This is a genomic window from Brevundimonas sp. Root1423 (assembly GCF_001426805.1).
On record NZ_LMFL01000014.1, the window covers coordinates 26,794 to 47,419 of the forward strand.

Below are 20,626 nucleotides of genomic sequence, written 5' to 3' on the forward strand. Positions count from 1 at the left end.
ATACGAAACACCCGCCCGCTGTCTGAAAAGCCCGCGCGAACCTTAACGGGCGAGGGCGGGGGAACAAGGCGACGAAGATTAAGTCTGCGTAATCCAGCCGTGACGCGCGCCCGAAGGCCGCCGGTCAGACCAGCTCCACCGCCACGGCCACGGCCTCGCCGCCGCCGATGCACAGGCTGGCCATGCCCTTTTTCCCGCCGCGCGCCTGAAGCGCCGCCAGCAGGGTGGTCAGGACGCGCGCGCCGGACGCGCCGATCGGATGGCCCAGGGCCGTGGCGCCGCCGTTGACGTTCAGCTTCGCCCGGTCGATGCCCAGGTCGCGCATGGCGATCATGGCCACCACGGCGAAGGCTTCGTTGATCTCCCACAGGTCGACGTCCTCGACCGACCAGCCGGCCTTCTTCAGCGCCTTCTGCATGGCCGGAACGGGGGCGGTGGTGAACAGGCCCGGCTCATGGGCGTGGGCCGCGTGGCTGACGATGCGGGCGATGACCGGCAGGCCCAGCGCGCGCGCCACGCTCTCGCGCGTCATCACCAGGGCGGCGGCGCCGTCCGAGATCGAGCTGGCGTTGGCGGCGGTGATGGTGCCGTCCTTCGAGAAGGCGGGTTTCAGGTTCGGAATCTTCTCCGGCATGGCCTTGCCCGGCTGTTCGTCCTCGGCGACCGTGACGACGCCCTTGCGCGAGGTGACCTCGACGGGCGTGATCTCGGCCTTGAACGCGCCCGAGGCGATGGCCTCCAGCGCGCGGCTCAGGCTCTCCAGCGCGTATTCGTCCTGGGCCTCGCGGGTGAACTGATAGGTCCGGGCCGAGTCCTCGGCGAACGCCCCCATCAGCTTGCCGGGGGTGTAGGCGTCCTCCAGCCCGTCCATATACATGCTGTCGACGATGACATCGTGGCCGATCCGGGCGCCGCCGCGGTGCTTGGTCATCAGATAGGGGGCGCCGGACATCGACTCCATGCCGCCCGCCACGATGACGTCGGCGCTGCCGGCGGCCAGCGAGTCCGAGGCCATCATCACCGCCTGCAGACCCGAGCCGCACATCTTGTTGACCGTGGTCGCCTCGACATGCTGGCCGAGGCCCGCGCCGATCGCGGCCTGGCGCGCCGGAGCCTGGCCCAGGCCGGCCGGCAGGACGCAGCCCATGTAGATCTGCTCGACCTTCGCCGGCGGAACGCCCGCCCGCTCCACCGCGGCCCGCACCGCGATCGCGCCCAGCTCGGTCGCCTTGACGCCGGACAGGGCGCCCTGGAATCCGCCCATCGGGGTGCGGGCGAAGGAGACGATGACGACGGGATCGGACATGGCGGAAAACCTTGGGGGAGGAGTTCGGGAGGAAATTTCGACGGGTGAATGGACCGGTTGCGCGCCCTCGGCAAGCGCCGCGGCTACTGCGGCGTCATCGGGCCGCGGCGGGCGGCTTCGCCCATCCAGCTGCGGCTGGCCGGGGCCAGGCCGAACTCGGTCAGGCGGTCGCGATGGGCGGCCAGCGGCGTGCGCATCAGGTTGCGCGCCAGCTTGTTCAGCGGCCCCAGCGGCGTCTGCTCGTTCATCCGCTCCAGCCAGGCCGCAAGACGGGGCCAGCGTTCGGGGTCGACGTTGATCTGCACGGCGCGGGCGTTGAGAAAGGCCGGGGCGACGCTGAGATCCGCCATCGACAGCTCGCCGAACAGGAAGCCGGTCTCGGGCATCTGGCTCTCCAGATAGTCGAGGATCTGGGGCAGTTCGACGTCGCGGGCCTTCTCCACCACTTCCGGGTCCGCCTCGGTCCCGAAGAAACGCGGCTTCAGGGCGATCTGGAAGAACAGCCGCCAGCCCAGCACGTCGAACAGGCGGGTGTCGGCGAACTCCTCCAGCCAGCGCGCCTTGGCCCGCCGGGCCGGATCGGCCGGCCACAGCGACGGGCCGGGCCGGGTTTCCTCGATGTACTGGACGATGACGCTGGAATCGCACAGCACCAGATCGCCCTCGATCCACACCGGCACGCGGCGCAGCGGGCTGATCCGCTCGAAATCGTCATTGCCGTACATGGGCGAGATGGGGTCCAGCTCGACCTCGAGCCCCTTGATGGCGCAGGCGGCCAGCACCTTGCGCACATAGGGCGAGACCGGACTGCCGATCAGGGTGACGGCGGCCACCGATCAGGCCACCTTTTCGTCGACCCGGGGCATCATGTCCCCGACCGTCGGGCAGTCCTTGGCGTGGACCAGCTGGATGTCGCGCGGCTTGACGATCTCGTTGCAGTGACCGCAGGCGATGCGCGGGGCGAGATTCTGGCCGCATTCCTTGTGGATCATGGCGAAGCCGGAATCGGTCTCGCCATAGACATGGCGGGCGCCCCAGGCGTGCAGGGTGACCAGCACCCCGTACAGGTCCTTGCCCTTGGCCGTCAGCCGGTACTCATTGCGGGGCGGGCGTTCTGAATACAGATGCGGCTCCAGCACCCCGTGCTGGACCAGGGTCTTCAGCCGCGCGGCCAGAACGTTGCGGGCCACGCCCAGCCGCTCCTGCCACTGTTCGAACCGGCTGACGCCGTTGAAGGCGTCGCGGATGACCAGCAGCGTCCACGGATCGCCGATGATTTCCAGCGTCGCGGCGATCGAACAGCTCTGGCGAGAATAGTCTGCGGTGCGTCCCATGATGCGAAAGTGACCCTGCGTCACCCGTTTGGCAAGAGGGTTGCCAATCTGGACGGACTACGTCAGTCTTGTTTGGCTACGGAGTCGCGACAGCGACTCCCGATCCCCTCGACTCGGGCGGAAGGCCTCCCCGTCTTCCGCCCGCCCTTTCTCCACGATATCGACAGCGCATGACCCAGCAGACCCTGGCCGAAGCCCTGACCCTGAACGACGACAGCGCGGGCGGGCTGACGGCGCGGCTGGACGGCGGCTTTTCGAACGCGCCGCAGTCCGCGCCCCAGGAACGCGGCGCGCCCTTCGGCGGCCTGATGGCGGCGCTGGCCGCCGGCGCCATGCGTCAGGGCCTCGGCGTCCAGACGCCGCTCCAGTCGCTGACCGTTCAGTACCTCGCCGCCGCCCGCTTCGAGGACGCCACCTTCTCGCCGGTGATGAACCGCGGCGGCCGCAACGTCGCCTACGCCTCGGTCATCGGCGGCCAGGGCGACCGTCTCGCCGTTCAGGCGCTGGGCACCTACGGTCGCGATGTCGCCGGACCGGTGCTGACGCCCCTGATCGCCTCGCCCCCGCCCGTCGACGAACTGGAGCCGACGCCGCTCGACCCCATGTTCGGTCCGTGGTTCACGCGACACATCGACTACCGCTTCGTCGCGGGACCGAAGCAGTTCGGCGAAAACGCCGGCAAAAAGCCCGAACTCGGCTGCTGGATGCGGACGACCGACGCCGCGCCGCTGGACGAGGCGCGGCTGCTGTTTCTGCTGGACGGCCTGTATCCGACCTATTTCACGGCCTTCCCCGCGCCGCCGGTCATCTCCGCCAGCGTCGACCTGCGCGCCGACCTGCTGACGGCGCTGACGCCGGACACGTCCCCGGAAGGGTGGGCGTATTTCCACTTCACCAGTCAGGATGTCGGAAGCGGCTGGGCGGTCGAGGACGGCGTCGCCTGGGCTCCCGACGGTCGACCGCTGGCCCTGGTCCGGCAGCGCCGGAAGCTGATGCCGAGCCGATGACCCCCTACGTCCGGATTTGACGCAGGCGTATGTTTTCCTGCTCCAGGCTTGTCGGGTTCGGTTTTTGACAACTAATGTCTAAACGGCGGCGACACGCGGCGCTCCCTGCACGCAACGCATGCGTTTTGGGGAGTGCGCTCTGTGGACGGAGCGGACGCTTCGCGCGGTATTTTCGGTCCGCCCTGAGACTCATGAGACTCATGAGACTGTGTTTTTGGGCCGGACCGGTCTCAGCCGTGCAGCCCCCGCAGATGGATCAGGGGGATGACGATATCCTCCTCGTCCTCCAGATGGCGCAGCAGGGGGCGGCCGTTTGCGTCGATCAGGTCCGATAGCCGGTTGGCCGTGTCGGCCGCGTCGGGCGCCTTGGCGGCTACGGCCTGATGGAAGGCCATCCCGCCGTGGAACAGCGCCTCCAGCGTCTCGTGGATGGCGTCGTGGTCGCGGTCCAGCAGATCGATTCCCGCGCTGATCCTGGGCTCGATCTGGCGCATCATGGGAAAATACTGGCCGCTTTCGACGCGGTGGTGGCCGTCGAGGTGCTGCAGGAAGGACTGGAGCGCCGGGATCAGCCGACGATGCAGGGCGGCCGCGTCCCCGCTGGCCCGCCACTGGCTTACCAGCCCGTCCATATGCGCCTGATGGCCGCGGAAGCTGGCGTGCATCTGCAGCCAGAAGGCGGCGGTCTCGTCGAGCTTCGAGGTCCAGCGATCCCGGGGATAAGCCTCCCGCAGGTAAAGGAACTCCGGCGGCAGGCCGGTCCGCGAGGCGAGCGCCGGCAAGCCGCCGGTCTCAGACAACGGCGGTGGTCGTCTTGATGAAGCCGCCGCCCAGCAGACGGTCGGGATCGGCCGGATCGTAGAGGGCGCAGGCCTGACCGGGGGCCACGCCTTCCTCGCCGGTCTCGAAGAGGATCGCGACGGCGCCGTCGACCAGCGCCAGCCGGGCCGGTGAGGGCGGACGCGTCGAGCGCACGCGCGCCAGCACCGGGGCGCCGGCCCGCGCCGCCGCCTCGATGTCCGGTTCGTCGCCCAGCCAGTTGGTCTCGTCCAGCGTCAGGGAGGCGGTCAGCAGGGCTTCGCGCGGGCCGACGATGACGTGGCGCTTCGCCGGATCCAGCCGGGTCACGAACAGCGGCTCGCCCACGGCGACGTTCAGGCCGCGGCGCTGGCCGATGGTGTAGTCGGTGATGCCCGAATGGCCGCCCAGCACCCGGCCGTCCATGTGGACGATATCGCCGGCTTCCCGGCCCTGCGGCCTCAGCTTGTCGATCAGGGTGCGATAGTCGCCGTTGGGGACGAAGCAGATGTCCTGGCTGTCCGGCTTGGCGGCGATGCGCAGGCCCAGCTCCAGCGCCACCCCCCGCACCTGGGGCTTCTCCAGATCGGCGAGGGGGAAGCGCAGATAGTCCAGCTGCCGCGCCGTGGTGGCGAACAGGAAGTAGGACTGGTCGCGCGAGTGATCGATCGCCTTGCGCATCTGGGCCCGGTCGTTGACCACCGAGCGCCGGACATAGTGGCCCGTCGCCATCGCTTCGGCGCCCAGGTCGCGAGCCACGTCCAGAAGGTCGCGGAACTTGACCGTCTGGTTGCAGCGGATGCAGGGCACCGGCGTCTGCCCGGCCAGATAGCTGTCGGCGAACTGGTCGATGACCGCGTCGCGGAACCGGCTTTCGTAGTCAAGAACGTAATGGGGGATGCCCAGCATCTCGGCCGCCAGCCGGGCGTCGTGGATGTCCTGGCCGGCGCAGCAGGCGCCCTTCTTCTTCAGCGCCGCGCCGTGGTCGTAGAGCTGCAGGGTCACGCCGACGACGTCATAGCCCGCCTTGTGCAGCAGGGCGGCGACGACGGTGGAGTCCACCCCGCCCGACATGGCCGCCACCACGCGCGATCCGACCGGCAGGCCGACCGCCGCGCGCGCGGACTCGATCGCCGCGTCCATGTCGGCCTTGCCGGTCATGGGAGCGATGGTCGGGATCGGGCAGATGTCCTCGGCGAGGGTCATGGCGCGCTATCTAGTGCGAAACCCGTGCGATTTCGAGGCCGGACGAAAACGGAGCCCGAAACGACAACGGCCGCCCCCGTTTCCGGGAGCGGCCGCAGTCGGCTCGGGGAGAAGATTTACGGGCGGCCGTAGTGCTGGATCCGCGTCGTGCGCAGGCCCTGCATGCCCCATTTGTCGATGGCCTTCTGCCAGGCCAGGAATTCCTCGGCTGTCAGGCGATAACGCGCCAGGGCGTCATCCAGGCTGATCAGACCGCCACGCACGGCGGCCACGACCTCGGCCTTGCGACGGATCACCCAGCGGTCCGTATTGGCCGGGGGAAGGTCGTGCATCGTCAGGGGCGTGCCCGTCGGACCGACCACATATTGTTCGCCTCGGCTATTAAGACGTCGCTCTTGCAACATGGGCTTATGCCTCATTGACCACCACCACTAAGCTCATGACCATAGCGGGCGGCGGCTAAGGGCCGTTTAAGCGTCGTGGTGAAGGAAAGGCTAAAATGCCTTCCGTCCACCCTCTCAATATTCAACAAAGGATTCATTGAGGTTTACGGCCCGTTACTGAGGTATCAGCGTTTGATGCTGATCAGCTCGGCCAGCATTTCGTCGGCCGTGGTGATGATCTTGGACGATGCCGAATAGGCGCGCTGGGTGGTGATCAGACCGGTGAACTCGGCGGAGAGGTCGACGGTGGAGGCTTCCAGCTGGGACGCCCCGATCAGCCCCGCGCCGCCGGTGCCCGCGGCCTTGAGGTTGTAGGTGCCGGATCCCTGGCTGACGCGGTAGGCGTTGCCCGAGGTCTGGGACAGGCTGTCCGGGCTGGGGAAGGTGGCCAGGGCGATCTGGGCGATCTGGCGCGTGACGCCGTTGTCGAAGATGGCGGTCACGAAGCCGCTGTCGTCGATCTTGACCTCGGACAGGTTGCCGAAGGCGGTGCCGTTGGTCAGCACGGCCTGGACCACCGAGGCGCTGTCGTACTGGGTCAGGCCGCCGGCCGAAGCCGACAGGTCGAAGGCCAGGGTCTGATTGTCGATGCCCAGGCCCGGGGCCCAGTTGAAGGCGCCGGCCCCGGGTGCGGCGGTGTCCGAGGACCCGAACGTCAGGCTCGCGGAGGCCGGGTCGGGGAACAGGGCCTGGGCGCCGAGCGCCGCCATGGCGTCCACGTCCAGACGGCCGTCCTGGGTAAAGGCCACCAGACCGGTTTTCAGCTGGCCGCTGGTCAGGCCCGCGCCGGTGACGACATCGGAAGCCGGGATCGCGCGGATCTCGGAATACCACTGGTTCGGCACCGTGCTTTTCAGGAAGGCGATCGCGATGGTGCGCTGTCCGCCCTTGGAGTCAGACACGGGGATGGTCAGCTCGAAGTCGGGTTTGACGCCCGCGCCGGTTTCCGGATCCCACATGGCCATGGAGTTGGTCGTGGGATCGTAGGCGTTGGCGCCGACCGGCACGGCCGAGGCGTCGGCCGCTTCGGCCGAAACCAGCTGGCTGGACTTGATGTTGGCGTTCAGCTGGATGCGGGTGGTGGCCTCGGCCGTGCCGCCGACGGAGCCGACGTTGACGGTGCGCAGGCGGTTCAGATCTGAGGGATCGGTGGCGATATTGCCTTCCGCATCGACCGGCCAGCCCTGCAGATAGAGGCCGGCGGTGTTCTTCAGATAGCCCAGGTTATCGACGGTGAAGGCGCCGGCCCGGGTGAACAGGCGGCTGTCCGTGACCTGCAGGTCCTCGGGCTTCTCCGTGACGACGAAAAAGCCCTGTCCCGCGATGCCAAGGTCGGTGGCCGAGGTCGTCCGCTGCAGCTGCCCGGCCTGGCTGGTGTAATGGCGCGCCGAAGCCATGACGCCGCCGGCGGAATAGCCGGCGCCTTGCGACTGGCTGTTGATCACCGTCTGGAACTCGCCGGCGGTCCGCTTGTAGCCGACGGTGTTCACGTTCGCGATGTTCTGCGAGATGGCCGCCAGGGCGGCGGAGTTTGCGGTCAGGCCGGACACGCCGGCAAGCAGGGCGCTGTTGATACTCATGGCGCAGTCTCCTTACGAGAACAGGTTCGAGGGGGTGAGCGAGGCAGGCGAGCGCATCAGGCCGCCCCGTCGTCGGAAGGGGCCCTGGTTTCTTCCAGGGCGATGACTGTGGAGAGCGGCAGGATCGAGTTGCCGACGGTCAGGAACGGCTCGCCGTCGTACATCTCGACGCCGGTGATGCGTCCCCGGGTCAGGACCTGGCTGTCGACGGCGCCGCCCGCGGCGTCCTTGGCCGTGACCTTCAACGTGTAGACCTGGCCGTCCTGGCCGTTGTTGCCGCTTGTCGCAGCGCCGTCCCAGGTGAAATCGTGCAGGCCGGTCGTCTTCGAGGGCGCGTCGCCGGACCACACCACCTTGCCGGATCCGTCCAGCACCTGAAGCGTGGCCGACGAAGCGTTGGCGCCGAGCTCGTAGCTCCAGGTCGCCTCGCCGCCGGCCATCTTGGTGGCCGACCAGGCCGCGGTCGCTTCCTTGCCGATATAGGTGGCCGCGCCGGCCAGACCGCCGCCGGCCTGGGCGGAAACCAGGCTCTTGAGCAGGTCGTTGGTCAGCAATTGCTGCTCGACGCCGGCCATCTGGGTCAGCTGGGCGGTGAACTGGTTGGAATCGACGGGCGACAGCGGATCCTGATTCTTCAGCTGGGACGTCAGCAGGGCCAGGAAGGTCTCGAAATTCGAGGCCAGCATGCCGCTGCCGGCGGCGATCCGGTTCGTGGCGTTGGTGGTGGTGGTGACGGCGTCGACCATCGATCAGACCTTCAAGTCCACGCCCGCAGGCGAGAGGGAGAGCGCCATCCAGCGGGGAGGCTGGGCGACGTCGATTTCGGCGTTCAGGCGCGAGGCGGCGGTGAAGGCCCGGTTCTGGCCGTCACGGGCGTCCTGCCCCCGGTCGAAGCCGCTGGATCCGCTATCGCGTTCGGTGAATTCGAGGGCGTCGTCGGCGAGGTGGAAGCCTGCGTCCTCCAACTGGCGCCGCAGATCGTCGACCCGGCCGCGCAGGTCGGTGGCCGCCGCGGGGTTGTCGAAGGCGAGCCGGGCGGCCAGCCGGCCCTCCGAGTCGATATCCAGCCTCACATCCACCCGACCCAGGTCGTCGGGGGTCAGGGCCATTTCGAACCGCGTCGAGCGGCCTTCCAGCTTGCGCAGGATCTGGGCGGCGATCTGCGCCGTGGCGTCGATGGTGGCGCGCGACAGGCCGGACAGGCTGGTTTCACGGGTCTGGCCCGTCGAGGTGTTCGAGGTGGCCGCGCTCTCGCCCGCAGGCGCGGCGTCGATTGAGGGGTCGTCCGATCCTGCGACAACGTCGGTCGTGGGCTTCGGCGCAGTATCCGCCGGCCCGGAGGTCCGTTCCGGGCCGGAGCGGGCGACGGGGCTGAGCGCAGCGCCGTCCTTCGCTTCGCTGGCGTCCGCACCGGAAACCGAAGGGGCGGCGGTCTTGTCGACCGGCGCATCCAGCGGCCGCGAAGTCCGCTCGGCCAGGGCGCGCAGCGGCGGCGGCGTGGGCTGGAGGACTGCCCGCGCCGGGGCGACGCCAACCGCGGCGGTCATGGCGGCGGCGGCGGCGGCGGAGGTGGAGGCGGCGGCGGCGGTGGCAGTGGAGGGGGCATTGGCGGCGGCGTTCGCCGCTTTCGCGTCGGCGGTCGCCGCCGGCGCGTCGACCTCGGCCGCGGCGTCGGAATGCGGAGCGGCTGAAGCGACGGGCGGCGGCGCCTGCCGGGCCGGTTCGGACGGGGCCGCAGCTCCCGGCATCACAGGCGGGGCAGGCTGGGCGCCGGTGTTCTGCAGAAGGGAAGAAAGGTCGGGTTCCGGAGCGGCCGACGCGACGGGAAGAATTTCGCCAGAGGCTGCGGCCTGGTCTTCAGGCGCCGGCGTCGACGGGACCGGTGCAATGACCAGGACCGGAACCGGGGCGGGCGGCAGGGCCGTCGCCGGGGCCGGCTCGCCCCCGTCGTTGGCGGGCGCGACGATCATCGGATCATCGGTCTTGCCGCCTTCTGCGTCGTTCTCGAGGCAGGTCGCCAGCAGGCTCATGAATCCGGTCGCGTTGTCTGCGCCGGTCGACCCTTGCGGGGCGCTGGCCGGGGCGGGCGCGATGAAGGACGGCAGAGCGAGGGCGGACATTGTCCCGGGGGGATGGTCGCGAAGGCGATGGTGGCTTGGGCGCTTGCTGCGCCGAACATTCAGACCCCATGGCGCAAGTCGCGGGCCAACTCGGCCCGGGGCCGGAAGCGACTGAAAAAGCGTAAGAAAAGGAAATGCACCGAGAGGCGTCATCGCCTCGCGTCCGGTCGAAACTTGCCGCGTGCCGACGATTCTTGCCCGGCGCCGGCGACGATCGACCGGTGCGGTCGTCGCGGCTGGCCCGCCCCTTGCGCTCATCAACGGTCATGACCCAGGCGCGAAACGCGGTAGCGCGTAAAATCAAGGACTTGCCGGCCATCCCTGCGCGGGACGCCGGGCAAAAATCGCTCGTCGGCTGGCAGGGCTTGCCGGGCGCCGCTCGTATGGAGACCGCCGGATGTCGCTGAACGCCATCATGAACACGGCGACTTCGGGACTGGCCACCGCCCAGACCCAGTTGCGCGTCGTCTCGGACAACGTCTCCAACGTCAACACGCCCGGCTATGTCCGCAAGATCGCGGATCAGACCTCCCTGACCAGCCAGGGCATGGGCTCCGGCGTCGAGGTGTCCCGCATCCGTCTGGCGACCGACCGCTTTCTCCAGGCCGCCAGCCTGAACGCCGGCGCGAACGCCGCGCGCGAAAGCGTGCGTTACGAACTGTATGACCGCATCCAGTCGCTTTTCGGCGATCCCGGCGGCGACAGCGGCTTCTTCTCCCAGGTCGATGGCGTGTTTTCGGCCTTCGCCGCCAGCGCCGAGGATCCGACCTCCTCGCCGCGCCGTCAGGACGCCCTGTTCAAGACCCAGGCCCTGTTCGACGAGGCCGGCCGCATCGGCAAACAGATCCAGGCGGTCCGCGAGGACGCCGACGGCCGTATCCAGAGCGCGATCGAAAAGACCAATGGCCTCCTCAAGCAGATCGAGAGCCTGAACCTCGAAATCGCCCGCGCCACCGCCGTCGATGGCGACGCCTCCGGGGCCGAAACGGCCCAGGCGGCCCTGATCGGCCAACTGGCGGAAATGGTGGACATCCGGGTCTCGGTCCGGCCCGTCGGCGGCGTGTCGATCCGGACCGGTTCGGGCACCCTGCTGGCCGGTCAAGGCGCGGCTACGCTGGACTACAACCGCGCGGGCACCGTCACGGGCGAGACGGCCTTCAACGAACTGTGGATCACCGAGCCGGGCGGTCAGAAGCGCTCTCTCCTGGACAGCGTCACCTCGGGCGAGATCAAGGGCCTGGTCGAACTGCGCGACATCGAGGCGCCAGCGGCGGCCGAGCGCCTGGCGGAACTGGTTTCCCATGTCGCGGACGAGTTGAACCGCGCGCACAATGCGAACTCCTCGGTGCCGGCCCCGATCAGCCTGAAAGGACGGAACGTCGGCCAGTCGTTCGAAACCGCCATCGCCGGCTTCGCCGGGCAGACCACCGTCGCGATCACCAATGCGGCGGGCGTCGTCCAGAGCCGGGCGGACATCGTCTTCTCCGGCGCGACCATGACCGTCAACGGCGCTCCGGCCACACCGGCGAACTTCCTGACCGTCCTGAACGCCCAGCTGGGCGGGGCCGCCACGGCCAGCTTCGCCGACGGCCGTCTCAGCATCACGGCGACGGCTCCGAATGGCGTCGCCGTCGCGGACGACGCGACCACGCCTTCGGCAAAGGCGGGCAGGGGCTTTTCGCACTATTTCGGTCTCAACGACCTGATCTCGGCCGACCGCCCCGCCTTTTACGACAACGGTCTGACGGCGGCGTCTCCGCACGGCTTCACCACCGGCGAAACCCTGACTTTCCGCTTCACCGGCGAAACGGGATCGCGGTTGCGCGATCTTGAGGTTGCTGTCCCGCCTGGCGGGACCGTGGGCGACCTCGTCAACCGCCTGAACGACCCCGCGCTCGGGATCGGGCGCTTCGGGGCCTTCTCTCTCGCCTCCGACGGTTCGCTGAGCTTTACGGGTTACGGCAATCCGGCCCCGATCCTCAGCGTCCTCGCGGACACGACGACCCAAGTCCCCTCGGGCGTGTCGGTCACTGAGTTGTTCGGCATCGCCGGCGGCGTCCGTTCGTCCCGGGCCGACAGCTTCGCCCTGCGCGCGGACATCCGGCAGACGCCCTCGAGACTGGCGCTGGCGCAGCTCAATCTGGCGGCGGCCGCCGGCACGACGGCTCTCAGCACGGGCGACGGCCGCGGCGCGCTTGTCCTGGCCGACGCCGGAGAGCAGTCGGCCAATTTCCAGCCGGCCGGCGGATCCACGGGCGGTTCGATCTCGGTGTCGCGCTACGCCTCCGAAATGTCGGGCGAAATCGGCGGCCGGGCGGCGGCGGCGAAGAACCGCCAGGAGACAGCGGCGGCGCTCTACTCGGAGGCCAGTTCCCGCCAGACGGCGCACGAAGGCGTCAATCTGGATGAGGAACTGGTGCTGATGACCACCTACCAACAGGCCTTCAACGCTTCCGCCCGCCTGATCCAGGCGTGCAAGGACATGTACGAAACGCTGATGGGGATTGTCTGATGACCCGCGTCGCCACCTACGGAAATTATCAGTCGGCCCTGCTGAACCTGATGAACACGCAAACGCGGTCGGCCGAGGCGCAGGAGCGGGTCTCGACCCAGAAGAACGCGACCGACCTGACCGGCTTCGGTCGGCAGTCCGAGACGCTCACGGCGTTGAAAGGGGCCCAGAGCCGCATACAGGGCTTCATCGACACGGCCGAGGCGGTGACGTCACGCCTGACCACCCAGGATCTGGCGATGAACCAGATCAACGACGGCATCAGCGGTCTGCGCGAGGCCATCGGCAGCGCGCTGTCTACGGATTCCGCCGGGTCCCTCATGCTGGAGATGGAAGGCCAGTTCCAGTCGATCCGCGGCGGCCTGAACATGCGGCACCAGGGGGGCTATCTGTTCGCCGGCGCCTCGACCACGACCGCGCCTCTGGATGTAACGAACCTGACCGAGCTCGCGGCCGCGCCCGGCGTCGCCTCGGTCTTCCGGAACGACGCCCTGAAGACGGTCAGCCGGGTGGCCGACGGCACGACGCTGGAGACCGGATTCCTGGCCGACGAACTGGGGACGGATGTGCTGGGCATTCTGCGCGACGTGCAGATTTTCCACGCGACGGCGGGGCAGGGGCCGCTGACCGGCAAGCTGACCGAGGCGCAGAAGACCTTCCTGACCACCCAGCTCAGCCGGCTGGAACAGGCCGGCTCGGCCGTTATCGACAAGGTGGCCAAGACCGGCTCGCTGGCCAAGCAGGTGGAGAGCATCTCGGCCGGCCACACCGCCCAGAAGAACGCGCTGGACGAACTGGTGTCGAGCCGGACGGACGCTGACATGGCCAAGGCTGTGACCGATCTGCAGTTGTCTCAGATCGCGATCCAGGCCTCGGCGCAGGTGATCAGCCAGCTGCGTCAGGTGTCCCTGCTCAACTATCTGAGCTGACGCGACAAATCGCCTTTATGGCCACGCTGGACCGCGGTGCGCGCATGGAACATACCATGAACGCATGACCCAGATCGACCTCCGCAGAAAATTGGCGATCCTCGCGGACGCGGCCAAGTATGACGCCAGTTGCGCGTCATCGGGAACGTCGAAACGCGACTCGACAGGCGGCAAGGGGATCGGCTCGACGGAGGGCATGGGCATCTGTCACGCCTACACCCCGGACGGCCGGTGCGTGTCGCTGCTCAAGATCCTGCTGACCAATTTCTGCGTCTACGACTGCGCCTACTGCATCAACCGGGCGTCCTCCAACGTTCCGCGCGCACGCTTCACGGTCGACGAGGTCGTCCAGCTGACGCTGAACTTCTACAGGCGGAACTATATCGAGGGCCTGTTCCTGTCGTCGGGCATCATCCGCTCCGGGGACTATACGATGGAGCAGCTGGTGCTTGTGGCGAAGACGCTGCGGGAGGAGCACGACTTCCGCGGTTACATCCATCTCAAGCTGATCCCTGAAGCCGATCCGGGACTGATTGAGGAGGCGGGTCGCTACGCCGACCGTCTGTCCGCCAACATCGAACTGCCGCGCGACGAGGCCTTGCGGCGGCTGGCTCCCCAGAAGGACGTCGGCGTCATCAAGAAGGCCATGGGCCAGGTGCGACTGAAGGTCGATGCGGCGCGGCCGGACAGGAGAGATCGGGCGCAGCCTCCGAAATTCGCGCCGGCGGGCCAGTCGACCCAGCTGATCGTCGGCGCCGACGGGGCGCCGGACACCGAGATCATCGACCGGGCGGCCTCGCTGTACGGCGGTTACGGCCTGCGCCGCGTCTACTACTCGGCCTTCAGCCCGATCCCGGATTCGTCCAGCGCGCTACCCCTGTCGAAGCCCCCGTTGATGCGCGAGCACCGCCTGTACCAGGCCGACTGGCTGATGCGGTTCTACGGCTTTTCACCGCCCGAGATCGGCGAGGCCGCCGTGGACGGGATGCTCGATCTGGCCATCGATCCCAAACTGGCCTGGGCGCTGAACTCCCGCGCTTCGTTCCCGGTCGATGTGAACACCGGACCGCGCGAGATGCTGCTGCGGGTGCCGGGCCTCGGCGTAAAGTCGGTCAACCGGATCGTTCAGGTCCGACGCTGGCGGACCTTGCGGCTGGAGGACATCGGCCGGCTGTGCCGCGGCATCGACAAGGTGCGGCCCTTCATCACTGCTCTGGACTGGACGCCGGGTGGGTTGACAGACGCGGCTGACCTTCGCGCCCGGATCGTCCCGGAACCCAAGCCGGTCCAGATGAGCCTTTTCTGATGCGCGTCGCCTCGCTGACGCATCAGACGGATTTCGACGGCTGGCGGAAGGCGGCGCGTGCGTTCCGGCAAGCCGGGGTGCCGCCCGGCGCGGCTGCCTTCAGGATGGGCGCGAATGAGGGCAGGCTGTTCGACGAGGCTGGACCGCCGAGCGGCGGCGGGCCCGCGTTCGCCGCGCCCAAGGCCTTCGTCGATCTGGCGAGGGCGGTGATCCTCCACCGGTCCGACGACCGTTTCGACCTCATGTACCGGCTGCTGTGGCGGCTGAAGGACGAGCCCGACCTGATGAAGGTGGTCACCGACGCCGACGTGGCCGACGCCCTGGAGCGGGCGAAAAACGTCAGTCGCGCCAGCCACAAGATGAAGGCCTTTGTCCGCTTCCGGCGGGTCGAGGACTCGACGGGCGAGGCGTGGGTCGCCTGGTTCGAGCCGGCGCATCGGGTGGTGGAGAGGACGGCGCCGTTCTTCGTCCGGCGCTTCACGACCATGCGCTGGTCGATCCTGACCCCGGACGGCAGCGCCATCTGGAACGGGGAGACGCTGACGTTCGGTCCACCGGCGACACGCGACATGGCGCCGGCGCAGGACGAGATCGAGGAATTCTGGAAGACTTACTATGCCTCCACCTTCAATCCGGCGCGGCTGAAGACCAAGACCATGCAGGGCGAAATGCCCAAACGGTACTGGAAAAACCTGCCCGAGGCGGCACTGATCCCGGAACTGGTGGCTCGGGCGGCGCTTCGCACCGAAGCCATGGTCGCCATGCCCGCACCCCAGCCCAATCCGCGTCTCGCGAAGACCCTGTCGCGCATGGGGCGCGATCACGCCTTCGATGAAGGGTTCGTGCCCTCGACGCTGGAAGAACTGGGTCAGGCGGTTCAGGCGTGCCGGCACTGTCCGCTGTGGCGGGACGCGACCCAGGGTGTTTGCGGCGAGGGGCCGAGGAAGGCGCGGCTGATGATCGTGGGCGAACAGCCAGGCGATCACGAAGACCTGACAGGCCGTCCTTTCGTCGGCCCCGCGGGCGGGGTCCTGGACGCCGCGCTCGAGGAAGCGGGGATCAACCGGGACGACCTCTTCGTCACCAACGCCGTGAAGCATTTCAAGCACGAGCCGCGGGGGAAGCGTCGTATTCACAGGACGCCGCTCGCCAGCGAGGTCAGCGCCTGCCGCTGGTGGCTGGAAGCGGAACGGCGGCTGGTGAAGCCGAAGGTCATTGTGACCCTGGGCGCGACAGCGGCGCTGGGGGTGCTGGGCCGCAGGGCGGCGGTGACGAAGGAACGGGGTCAAGTGATCGCCCAGCCCGATGGGTCCCGCGTCCTGATGACCGTGCACCCTTCGTACCTGCTGCGTCTGCCGGACGAGGTCAGCCAAACCGTCGAACGCGGCCGCTTCGTCGAAGATCTGACGCGCGTGCGGGCGCTGCTTGACCTTTAAACATCTGAAACCGTGGCTGAACGAATACGGCGGCGCCGCGTTGTGAGGTCTGCCCCAGCTTTGCCGTTCGGCCGGCGTAGGCAAATCGAACGGCGCAATCTAGGTAGGGGCATGGCCGTAGCGGATTTTGACATCGACGACGGCGAACCGGGTCTGACCCTGCGCTTGACCGGCGACTGGACCGCGACCGAGCTTGGCCGGATCTCGCGCCGGCTGAACGAGGAACTGCACGACCGGGAGATCGGGGCGGTCGACCTGACGGAACTGGGCCGGTTCGATACGGCCGGCGCCCTGGCCATCGTCCAGGCCGTCGGAGGCGTCCTGCCCAAGTCCACCTGGACCCAGCGTCCCGAGGCTGGCCGCACCTACGCCTTGGTGGCGAAGCTGGAGCGTGAAAGCGCGGTTCCGCCAAAGCGGTCGCCCGGATGGGTGCGCGGCTTCGCCAAGGTCGGCCGCGGCGTGGGCGATATCGCGGCCGAAGCCACACTATCGATGGCCTTCTTCGGTCGGCTGATCGTGGCGGTCGGAACGGCCCTGGGCCATCCCGGCCGGATTCGCTGGGCCGCCTGGTTCAGCCAGGGCGAACGGTCGGGGCTGGACGCCATCCCGATCATCGCCACGACGAATTTCTTCATCGGGGCGGTCATCGCCTTCCTGGGCGCGAATCTGCTGACCCAGTTCGGCGCCGGCGTCTTCACCGTGCAACTGGTCGCCGTGTCGGTGCTTCGCGAGTTCGCCGTGGTCATCACGTCGGTCCTGCTTGCAGGCCGGTCATCGTCGTCGTTCGCGGCCGAGATCGGCTCGATGCGGATGAACCAGGAGGTCGACGCCATGCGAGTGATGGGCGTCAATCCGTTCCAGGCGCTGGTGATCCCACGGCTTGCCGCGATGCTCGCCATGCTGCCGTTGCTGACCTTCGTTGGCATGATCGCCGGCCTGTTCGGCGGTTTGATCGTGACCTGGGCGGAACTGGGATACGGACCCGCCTTCTTCATCCAGCGGATGACCGAGGACGCCAAGATGAGCACTCACCTCGGCGTCGGCCTGCTCAAGGCGCCTGTGTTCGCGGTGGTCATCGCGGCCATCGGGTGCCGTCAGGGCATGGCCGTTGCGGGCGATGTGGAGAGCCTTGGCCGCAGGGTCACCGCCGCCGTGGTGCAGGCGATCTTCGCCATCATCTTCCTGGACGCCGTATTTGCGATGATCTTCCTGGAGCTGAACTGGTGACCGCCCCGGCTGCGACCCCGACCGCGCCCGAACACCTGATCGAGGTGCGCGGCCTGCTGAGCCAGTTCGGGGAGCGGGTGATCCACGAAAACCTCGACCTCGTCGTCGAGCGCGGCGAAGTCCTCGGCGTCGTCGGCGGCTCCGGTTCGGGCAAGACCGTCCTGCTCAACTCGATCATCGGCCTCAAGGAGCCCGAGGGCGGCTCCGTCAGCATCCTGGGCTACGACCGCGCGACCATGGGAGCGGACCAGGAAGCCGACGTCGAACGGCGAACAGGCATTCTGTTCCAGCAAGGCGCCCTGTTCTCCGCGCTGAGCGTCATAGAGAATGTCGCGTCGCCCCTGGTTGAACACACCCGGCTGCCGAAGGACGTGATCCGCGAGCTTGCCGAGATGAAGATCGCGATGGTCGGGCTGAAGCCGGACTCCCACCATCTGAAGCCGGCCGAATTGTCCGGCGGCATGCGCAAGCGCGTCGGCCTCGCCCGCGCGCTGGCGCTGGACCCGGAACTCCTGTTCCTCGACGAACCGACCGCCGGCCTCGACCCCATCGGGGCGGCGGCCTTTGACGACCTGATCCGAAGGCTTTCCGACGACCTCGGGCTGACCGTCTTCATGATCACCCACGACCTCGACAGCCTCTATGCCATCACGGACAAGGTGGCCGTGGTCGCCGACAAACGTATTGTGGCCAAGGCGACGGTTCAGGAGCTCGAGCGTTCTGATCATCCCTGGATCAAGGAATATTTTCTGGGGCCGCGCGGACGCGCCGCCGACAGAGCCGCCTGAGGAGAGCGGACCAGATGGAACGAGACGCCCATTATGCCGCCGTCGGCATCGCCACCATCGCCCTTCTGGCGGCGCTGGCGGTGTTCAGCATCTGGCTGGCCCGCCTGCAATTCAACGACGACTACGACGTCTATGACATCGTCTTCTACGGACCGGTGCGGGGGCTTTCGGAGGGCGGCGAGGTCCATTTCAACGGCATCCGCGTCGGCGAGGTGACCGACCTGAACCTCGACCCGAAGAAGGGCGACCAGGTTATCGCCCGCATCCGCGTGGACGGCACCACCCCGATACGGGTGACCTCGCGGGCCCAGCTGGAGCCCCAGGGCATCACCGGCCTGAACTATATCCAGGTCACCGCCGGCAATCCGCAGAGCGCGATCCTGAAGACCCAGTATCCGGACAATGTCGTGCCCGTGATCCAGAGCCAGCCGTCGCCGATCGCCGAGCTGCTCAGCGGCTCGGGGACGGTGCTGGCGCAGGCCGTGGATGCTCTGAACCGGATCAACCGGGTGCTTTCGGACGACAACATCCGATCGTTCTCGACCAGCGTGAAGAACGTCGAGGCCCTGTCGAGCGAACTCGAGGCCCGCAAGGGGATGTTCGCCGAACTCGAGCAGGCCCTGGCCAAGGCCAACGCCGCCATCGGCGAATACCAGGCGCTCGGCGTCAGCGCGCGTCAGCTGATCGAGGGCGACGGCCGTCAGGCGATCGCCAACATCAACCGGGCGGCCGAGCAGGCCGCGGAAGCCGCGACGTCGGCCAACCGCACCATCAGCGGACTGGAACGGCCGGTCAGCGATTTCGCCACCACCGGCCTGCCGCAGCTGCAGCAGTCGATCCAGAGCCTTGAGGACGCCACGCGGGCGCTTGAAGGCCTGGTGGAAGAGGTGCGGTCCAGCCCGCGCGACTTTATCGGCCGCGCGCCGACCAAGGAAATGGAGGTCCAGCCGTGATCCGTTCATCCCTCATCCGGCTGACCGCCATCGGCGCCGCCGCGTCCATGCTCGCGGGCTGCGCCCTGCTGAGCTCTCCCGATCCGGTGCAGACCTATCGCTTCGGCGGGTCGGCTCCGGCCGTGGCTGAAACCGTGGGCTCGAACGCGACCTCGATCGCGCTGCGACGGGTCGAGTTCCCCGAGGCGGTCGAGGGCGATCGGCTGCTGGGCGTGACCGGCACGGAGACGGCCTATATCGCGGGGGCCCGGTGGGTGTCTCCGGCCGAGGACCTGTACATGGAAAGCCTGGAGAACGCCTTCGCCGGCCAGGCCACACGGGTTCGCCTGATCGGGCCCCGGGAGCCGGTGCGCAGCGGTCGCAGCCTGGACATCGACATGCGGGCCTTCGAGGCGCGCTATGACGCGCCGGGCGCGATTCCGACCGTGGTGATCACGGCCCGGGCCCGGGTGACGACCTCGCCGGAACGGACCGTCTCGGCCGAGCGTATGTTCAGCGTCGAGCAGCCCGCGACCGAGAACCGGGTGGGAGCCATCGTCGAGGCGTTCGACATGGCCACGCGCGACCTGAACACCCAGATCGTGGCCTGGACCGAGGCCAACACCCGCTAGATCCCGAGGCTGGTTCCCAGGGCGGCCAGCCGGCGCTCGACATCGCCGCGGCGGGCGCCCAAGGTGGTCATTTCGCCGAGGGTTCGGTCGATCCGGGCCAGCGCCTGATCACGGCTGCGGGCCAGACGGTCCCTGTCAGGGCGAATGCGGCGGGGACGTTTTCCGGACAAGCCCAGCGCCTCGCGCCAGTCGTCGCGCCAGGCGGCGAGCCCGTCCGTGCAGGATTTGAGCGTTTCCGCGGTGCGGGCGTCGGCGTTCTGGGCGCCCCGGATCAACGACAGGGACTGAAGAGCGGCTGCGCGGCAGGCGTCCAGCATCGCCTTGCGGCCCTCCAGCGGATGAGCGGCGCCGTCGTCGGCGGGCGCCAGGCCGGACAGGCGTCGGGCGGCGGCGGCCAGGTGGGCGTCCAGATCGGCGACCGCGTCGCGGACCTCGGCCCAGACGCCGTCCAGCGCGGTCGCGCGGCGCGCGGCCGCTTCGACGGGGTCGGCGAGGGTGGCGCCGCTGTCGGTCAGACGGTCCGCCGCGTAGCGGAACTGTTCGCGGAAACGGTTCAGGCGCTTGCCGCGGCTGTCGAACAGGCCGGCGAGGCCGCGGCGGGGTTCGAGAGCCTCGGGCCGCAAGGCGTCGATGCGGGACCGGAGCTGGGCCAGGGCGGCGGCGGCGGCTTCGAGGCTTTCGGCGCGGGCGGCGGTCAGGGCGCGCTCGATGCGTTCGACGGCGGCGATGCGGGCCGGTTCGCCGAAGGCGTGGGCGGCGGCCTCGTCAAAGGCCGCGTCGATGCCGTCGACCCGCGCCGCGTCCGGCGCAGGGGCGGCGCCCTGCCAGCGGTAGGCTCCGTCCGCCATCTCGATGCTCCCACCAGACCGGCTCTGCGGCCGGTTCCGGGGGAGTATGCCTACGAGTTCAGGTCAGCCGCAACGGTGTAGCTTGCCTCGGTCTTGCTCGCGACTTCCTCGAGGGTGACGCCCTCGGCCAGTTCGATCAGTTCGAGSCCCGMGCCGTCCGGCTTGACGTCGAAGACGCACAGGTCGGTGATGATGCGGCTGACCACGCCCGTGCCGGTCAGG

Annotated in this window: 19 protein-coding genes and 1 pseudogene; 9 read left to right on the forward strand and 11 right to left on the reverse strand. The window is 68.5% G+C overall.

Features of this window, described 5'->3' with window-relative positions:
- Nucleotides 1-124 precede the first annotated feature (124 nt).
- The 3 genes from ASD25_RS11060 to ASD25_RS11070 all read right to left on the reverse strand — a co-directional run bounded on the left by ASD25_RS11060 (nt 125) and on the right by ASD25_RS11070 (nt 2,640).
- The gene (locus tag ASD25_RS11060) at nt 125-1,306 is read right to left on the reverse strand and encodes an acetyl-CoA C-acyltransferase (RefSeq protein ID WP_055831526.1); all 1,182 of its coding nucleotides are present in this window, start codon (nt 1,304-1,306) and stop codon (nt 125-127) included.
- Between the two features lie 83 nt (nt 1,307-1,389).
- Nucleotides 1,390-2,139 (reverse strand): glutathione S-transferase family protein, encoded by a 750-nt coding sequence (locus tag ASD25_RS11065; RefSeq protein WP_055831525.1) that lies wholly within the window; start codon nt 2,137-2,139, stop codon nt 1,390-1,392.
- Nucleotides 2,140-2,142: 3 nt separating this feature from the next.
- Nucleotides 2,143-2,640 (reverse strand): helix-turn-helix domain-containing protein, encoded by a 498-nt coding sequence (locus ASD25_RS11070; RefSeq protein ID WP_055831524.1) that lies wholly within the window; start codon nt 2,638-2,640, stop codon nt 2,143-2,145.
- Between the two features lie 170 nt (nt 2,641-2,810).
- Between ASD25_RS11070 and ASD25_RS11075 the strand changes: the two genes are divergently transcribed.
- The gene (locus ASD25_RS11075; RefSeq protein WP_055831523.1) at nt 2,811-3,647 is read left to right on the forward strand and encodes an acyl-CoA thioesterase II; all 837 of its coding nucleotides are present in this window, start codon (nt 2,811-2,813) and stop codon (nt 3,645-3,647) included.
- A 230-nt stretch (nt 3,648-3,877) separates the two neighbouring features.
- On the opposite strand, the gene ASD25_RS11080 is transcribed toward ASD25_RS11075, so the two are convergent.
- From ASD25_RS11080 to ASD25_RS31930, 6 genes are all read right to left on the reverse strand, one after another.
- Nucleotides 3,878-4,447, reverse strand: a complete 570-nt coding sequence (locus tag ASD25_RS11080; protein ID WP_156389280.1) for a hemerythrin domain-containing protein — start codon at nt 4,445-4,447, stop codon at nt 3,878-3,880.
- Nucleotides 4,440-5,651, reverse strand: coding sequence for a tRNA 2-thiouridine(34) synthase MnmA (mnmA, locus tag ASD25_RS11085; protein WP_055831521.1), 1,212 nt, complete (start codon nt 5,649-5,651; stop codon nt 4,440-4,442). The genes ASD25_RS11080 and mnmA overlap by 8 nt, the downstream gene beginning before the upstream one ends.
- 116 nt (nt 5,652-5,767) lie before the next feature.
- Nucleotides 5,768-6,055 (reverse strand): DUF1153 domain-containing protein, encoded by a 288-nt coding sequence (locus tag ASD25_RS11090; protein WP_055831520.1) that lies wholly within the window; start codon nt 6,053-6,055, stop codon nt 5,768-5,770.
- A 164-nt stretch (nt 6,056-6,219) separates the two neighbouring features.
- On the reverse strand, nt 6,220-7,674 hold the full coding sequence (gene flgE / locus ASD25_RS11095; protein WP_055831519.1) for a flagellar hook protein FlgE: 1,455 nt from the start codon (nt 7,672-7,674) through the stop codon (nt 6,220-6,222).
- Nucleotides 7,675-7,730: 56 nt separating this feature from the next.
- The gene (locus ASD25_RS11100) at nt 7,731-8,420 is read right to left on the reverse strand and encodes a flagellar hook assembly protein FlgD (RefSeq protein ID WP_055831518.1); all 690 of its coding nucleotides are present in this window, start codon (nt 8,418-8,420) and stop codon (nt 7,731-7,733) included.
- Between the two features lie 3 nt (nt 8,421-8,423).
- The gene (locus ASD25_RS31930; RefSeq protein WP_235561797.1) at nt 8,424-9,794 is read right to left on the reverse strand and encodes a flagellar hook-length control protein FliK; all 1,371 of its coding nucleotides are present in this window, start codon (nt 9,792-9,794) and stop codon (nt 8,424-8,426) included.
- Nucleotides 9,795-10,191: 397 nt separating this feature from the next.
- Here ASD25_RS31930 and flgK point away from each other — a divergent pair, with 397 nt between their 5' ends.
- The 8 genes from flgK (at nt 10,192) to ASD25_RS11145 (ending at nt 19,556) form a co-directional block, all read left to right on the forward strand.
- A complete protein-coding gene (flgK, locus tag ASD25_RS11110) occupies nt 10,192-12,306 on the forward strand; it encodes a flagellar hook-associated protein FlgK (RefSeq protein WP_055831517.1) in 2,115 nt (704 codons plus the stop codon).
- Entirely contained in the window at nt 12,306-13,235 is a 930-nt protein-coding gene (locus ASD25_RS11115) for a flagellin (RefSeq protein ID WP_055831516.1), read from the forward strand. Before flgK ends, ASD25_RS11115 begins: the two co-directional genes overlap by 1 nt.
- A 64-nt stretch (nt 13,236-13,299) precedes the next feature.
- Nucleotides 13,300-14,541, forward strand: coding sequence for a putative DNA modification/repair radical SAM protein (locus tag ASD25_RS11120; protein ID WP_055831515.1), 1,242 nt, complete (start codon nt 13,300-13,302; stop codon nt 14,539-14,541).
- A complete protein-coding gene (locus ASD25_RS11125; protein ID WP_055831514.1) occupies nt 14,541-15,977 on the forward strand; it encodes a UdgX family uracil-DNA binding protein in 1,437 nt (478 codons plus the stop codon). The genes ASD25_RS11120 and ASD25_RS11125 overlap by 1 nt, the downstream gene beginning before the upstream one ends.
- 111 nt (nt 15,978-16,088) lie before the next feature.
- Nucleotides 16,089-17,204: an ABC transporter permease gene (locus ASD25_RS11130; protein ID WP_055831512.1), complete on the forward strand. Its 1,116-nt coding sequence runs from the start codon at nt 16,089-16,091 to the stop codon at nt 17,202-17,204.
- Nucleotides 17,201-17,992: an ABC transporter ATP-binding protein gene (locus tag ASD25_RS11135; protein WP_055831511.1), complete on the forward strand. Its 792-nt coding sequence runs from the start codon at nt 17,201-17,203 to the stop codon at nt 17,990-17,992. Before ASD25_RS11130 ends, ASD25_RS11135 begins: the two co-directional genes overlap by 4 nt.
- Nucleotides 17,993-18,006: 14 nt before the next feature.
- On the forward strand, nt 18,007-18,945 hold the full coding sequence (locus tag ASD25_RS11140; protein WP_055831509.1) for an MlaD family protein: 939 nt from the start codon (nt 18,007-18,009) through the stop codon (nt 18,943-18,945).
- On the forward strand, nt 18,942-19,556 hold the full coding sequence (locus ASD25_RS11145) for an ABC-type transport auxiliary lipoprotein family protein (RefSeq protein ID WP_055831506.1): 615 nt from the start codon (nt 18,942-18,944) through the stop codon (nt 19,554-19,556). Before ASD25_RS11140 ends, ASD25_RS11145 begins: the two co-directional genes overlap by 4 nt.
- Here the strand turns inward: ASD25_RS11145 and ASD25_RS11150 are convergent.
- Nucleotides 19,553-20,404, reverse strand: a complete 852-nt coding sequence (locus tag ASD25_RS11150; protein ID WP_055831504.1) for a toxic anion resistance protein — start codon at nt 20,402-20,404, stop codon at nt 19,553-19,555. The genes ASD25_RS11145 and ASD25_RS11150 overlap by 4 nt on opposite strands.
- Nucleotides 20,405-20,454: 50 nt before the next feature.
- Nucleotides 20,455-20,626 (reverse strand): annotated as a pseudogene (locus tag ASD25_RS29345) (succinyl-CoA--3-ketoacid-CoA transferase); the annotation flags it as partial.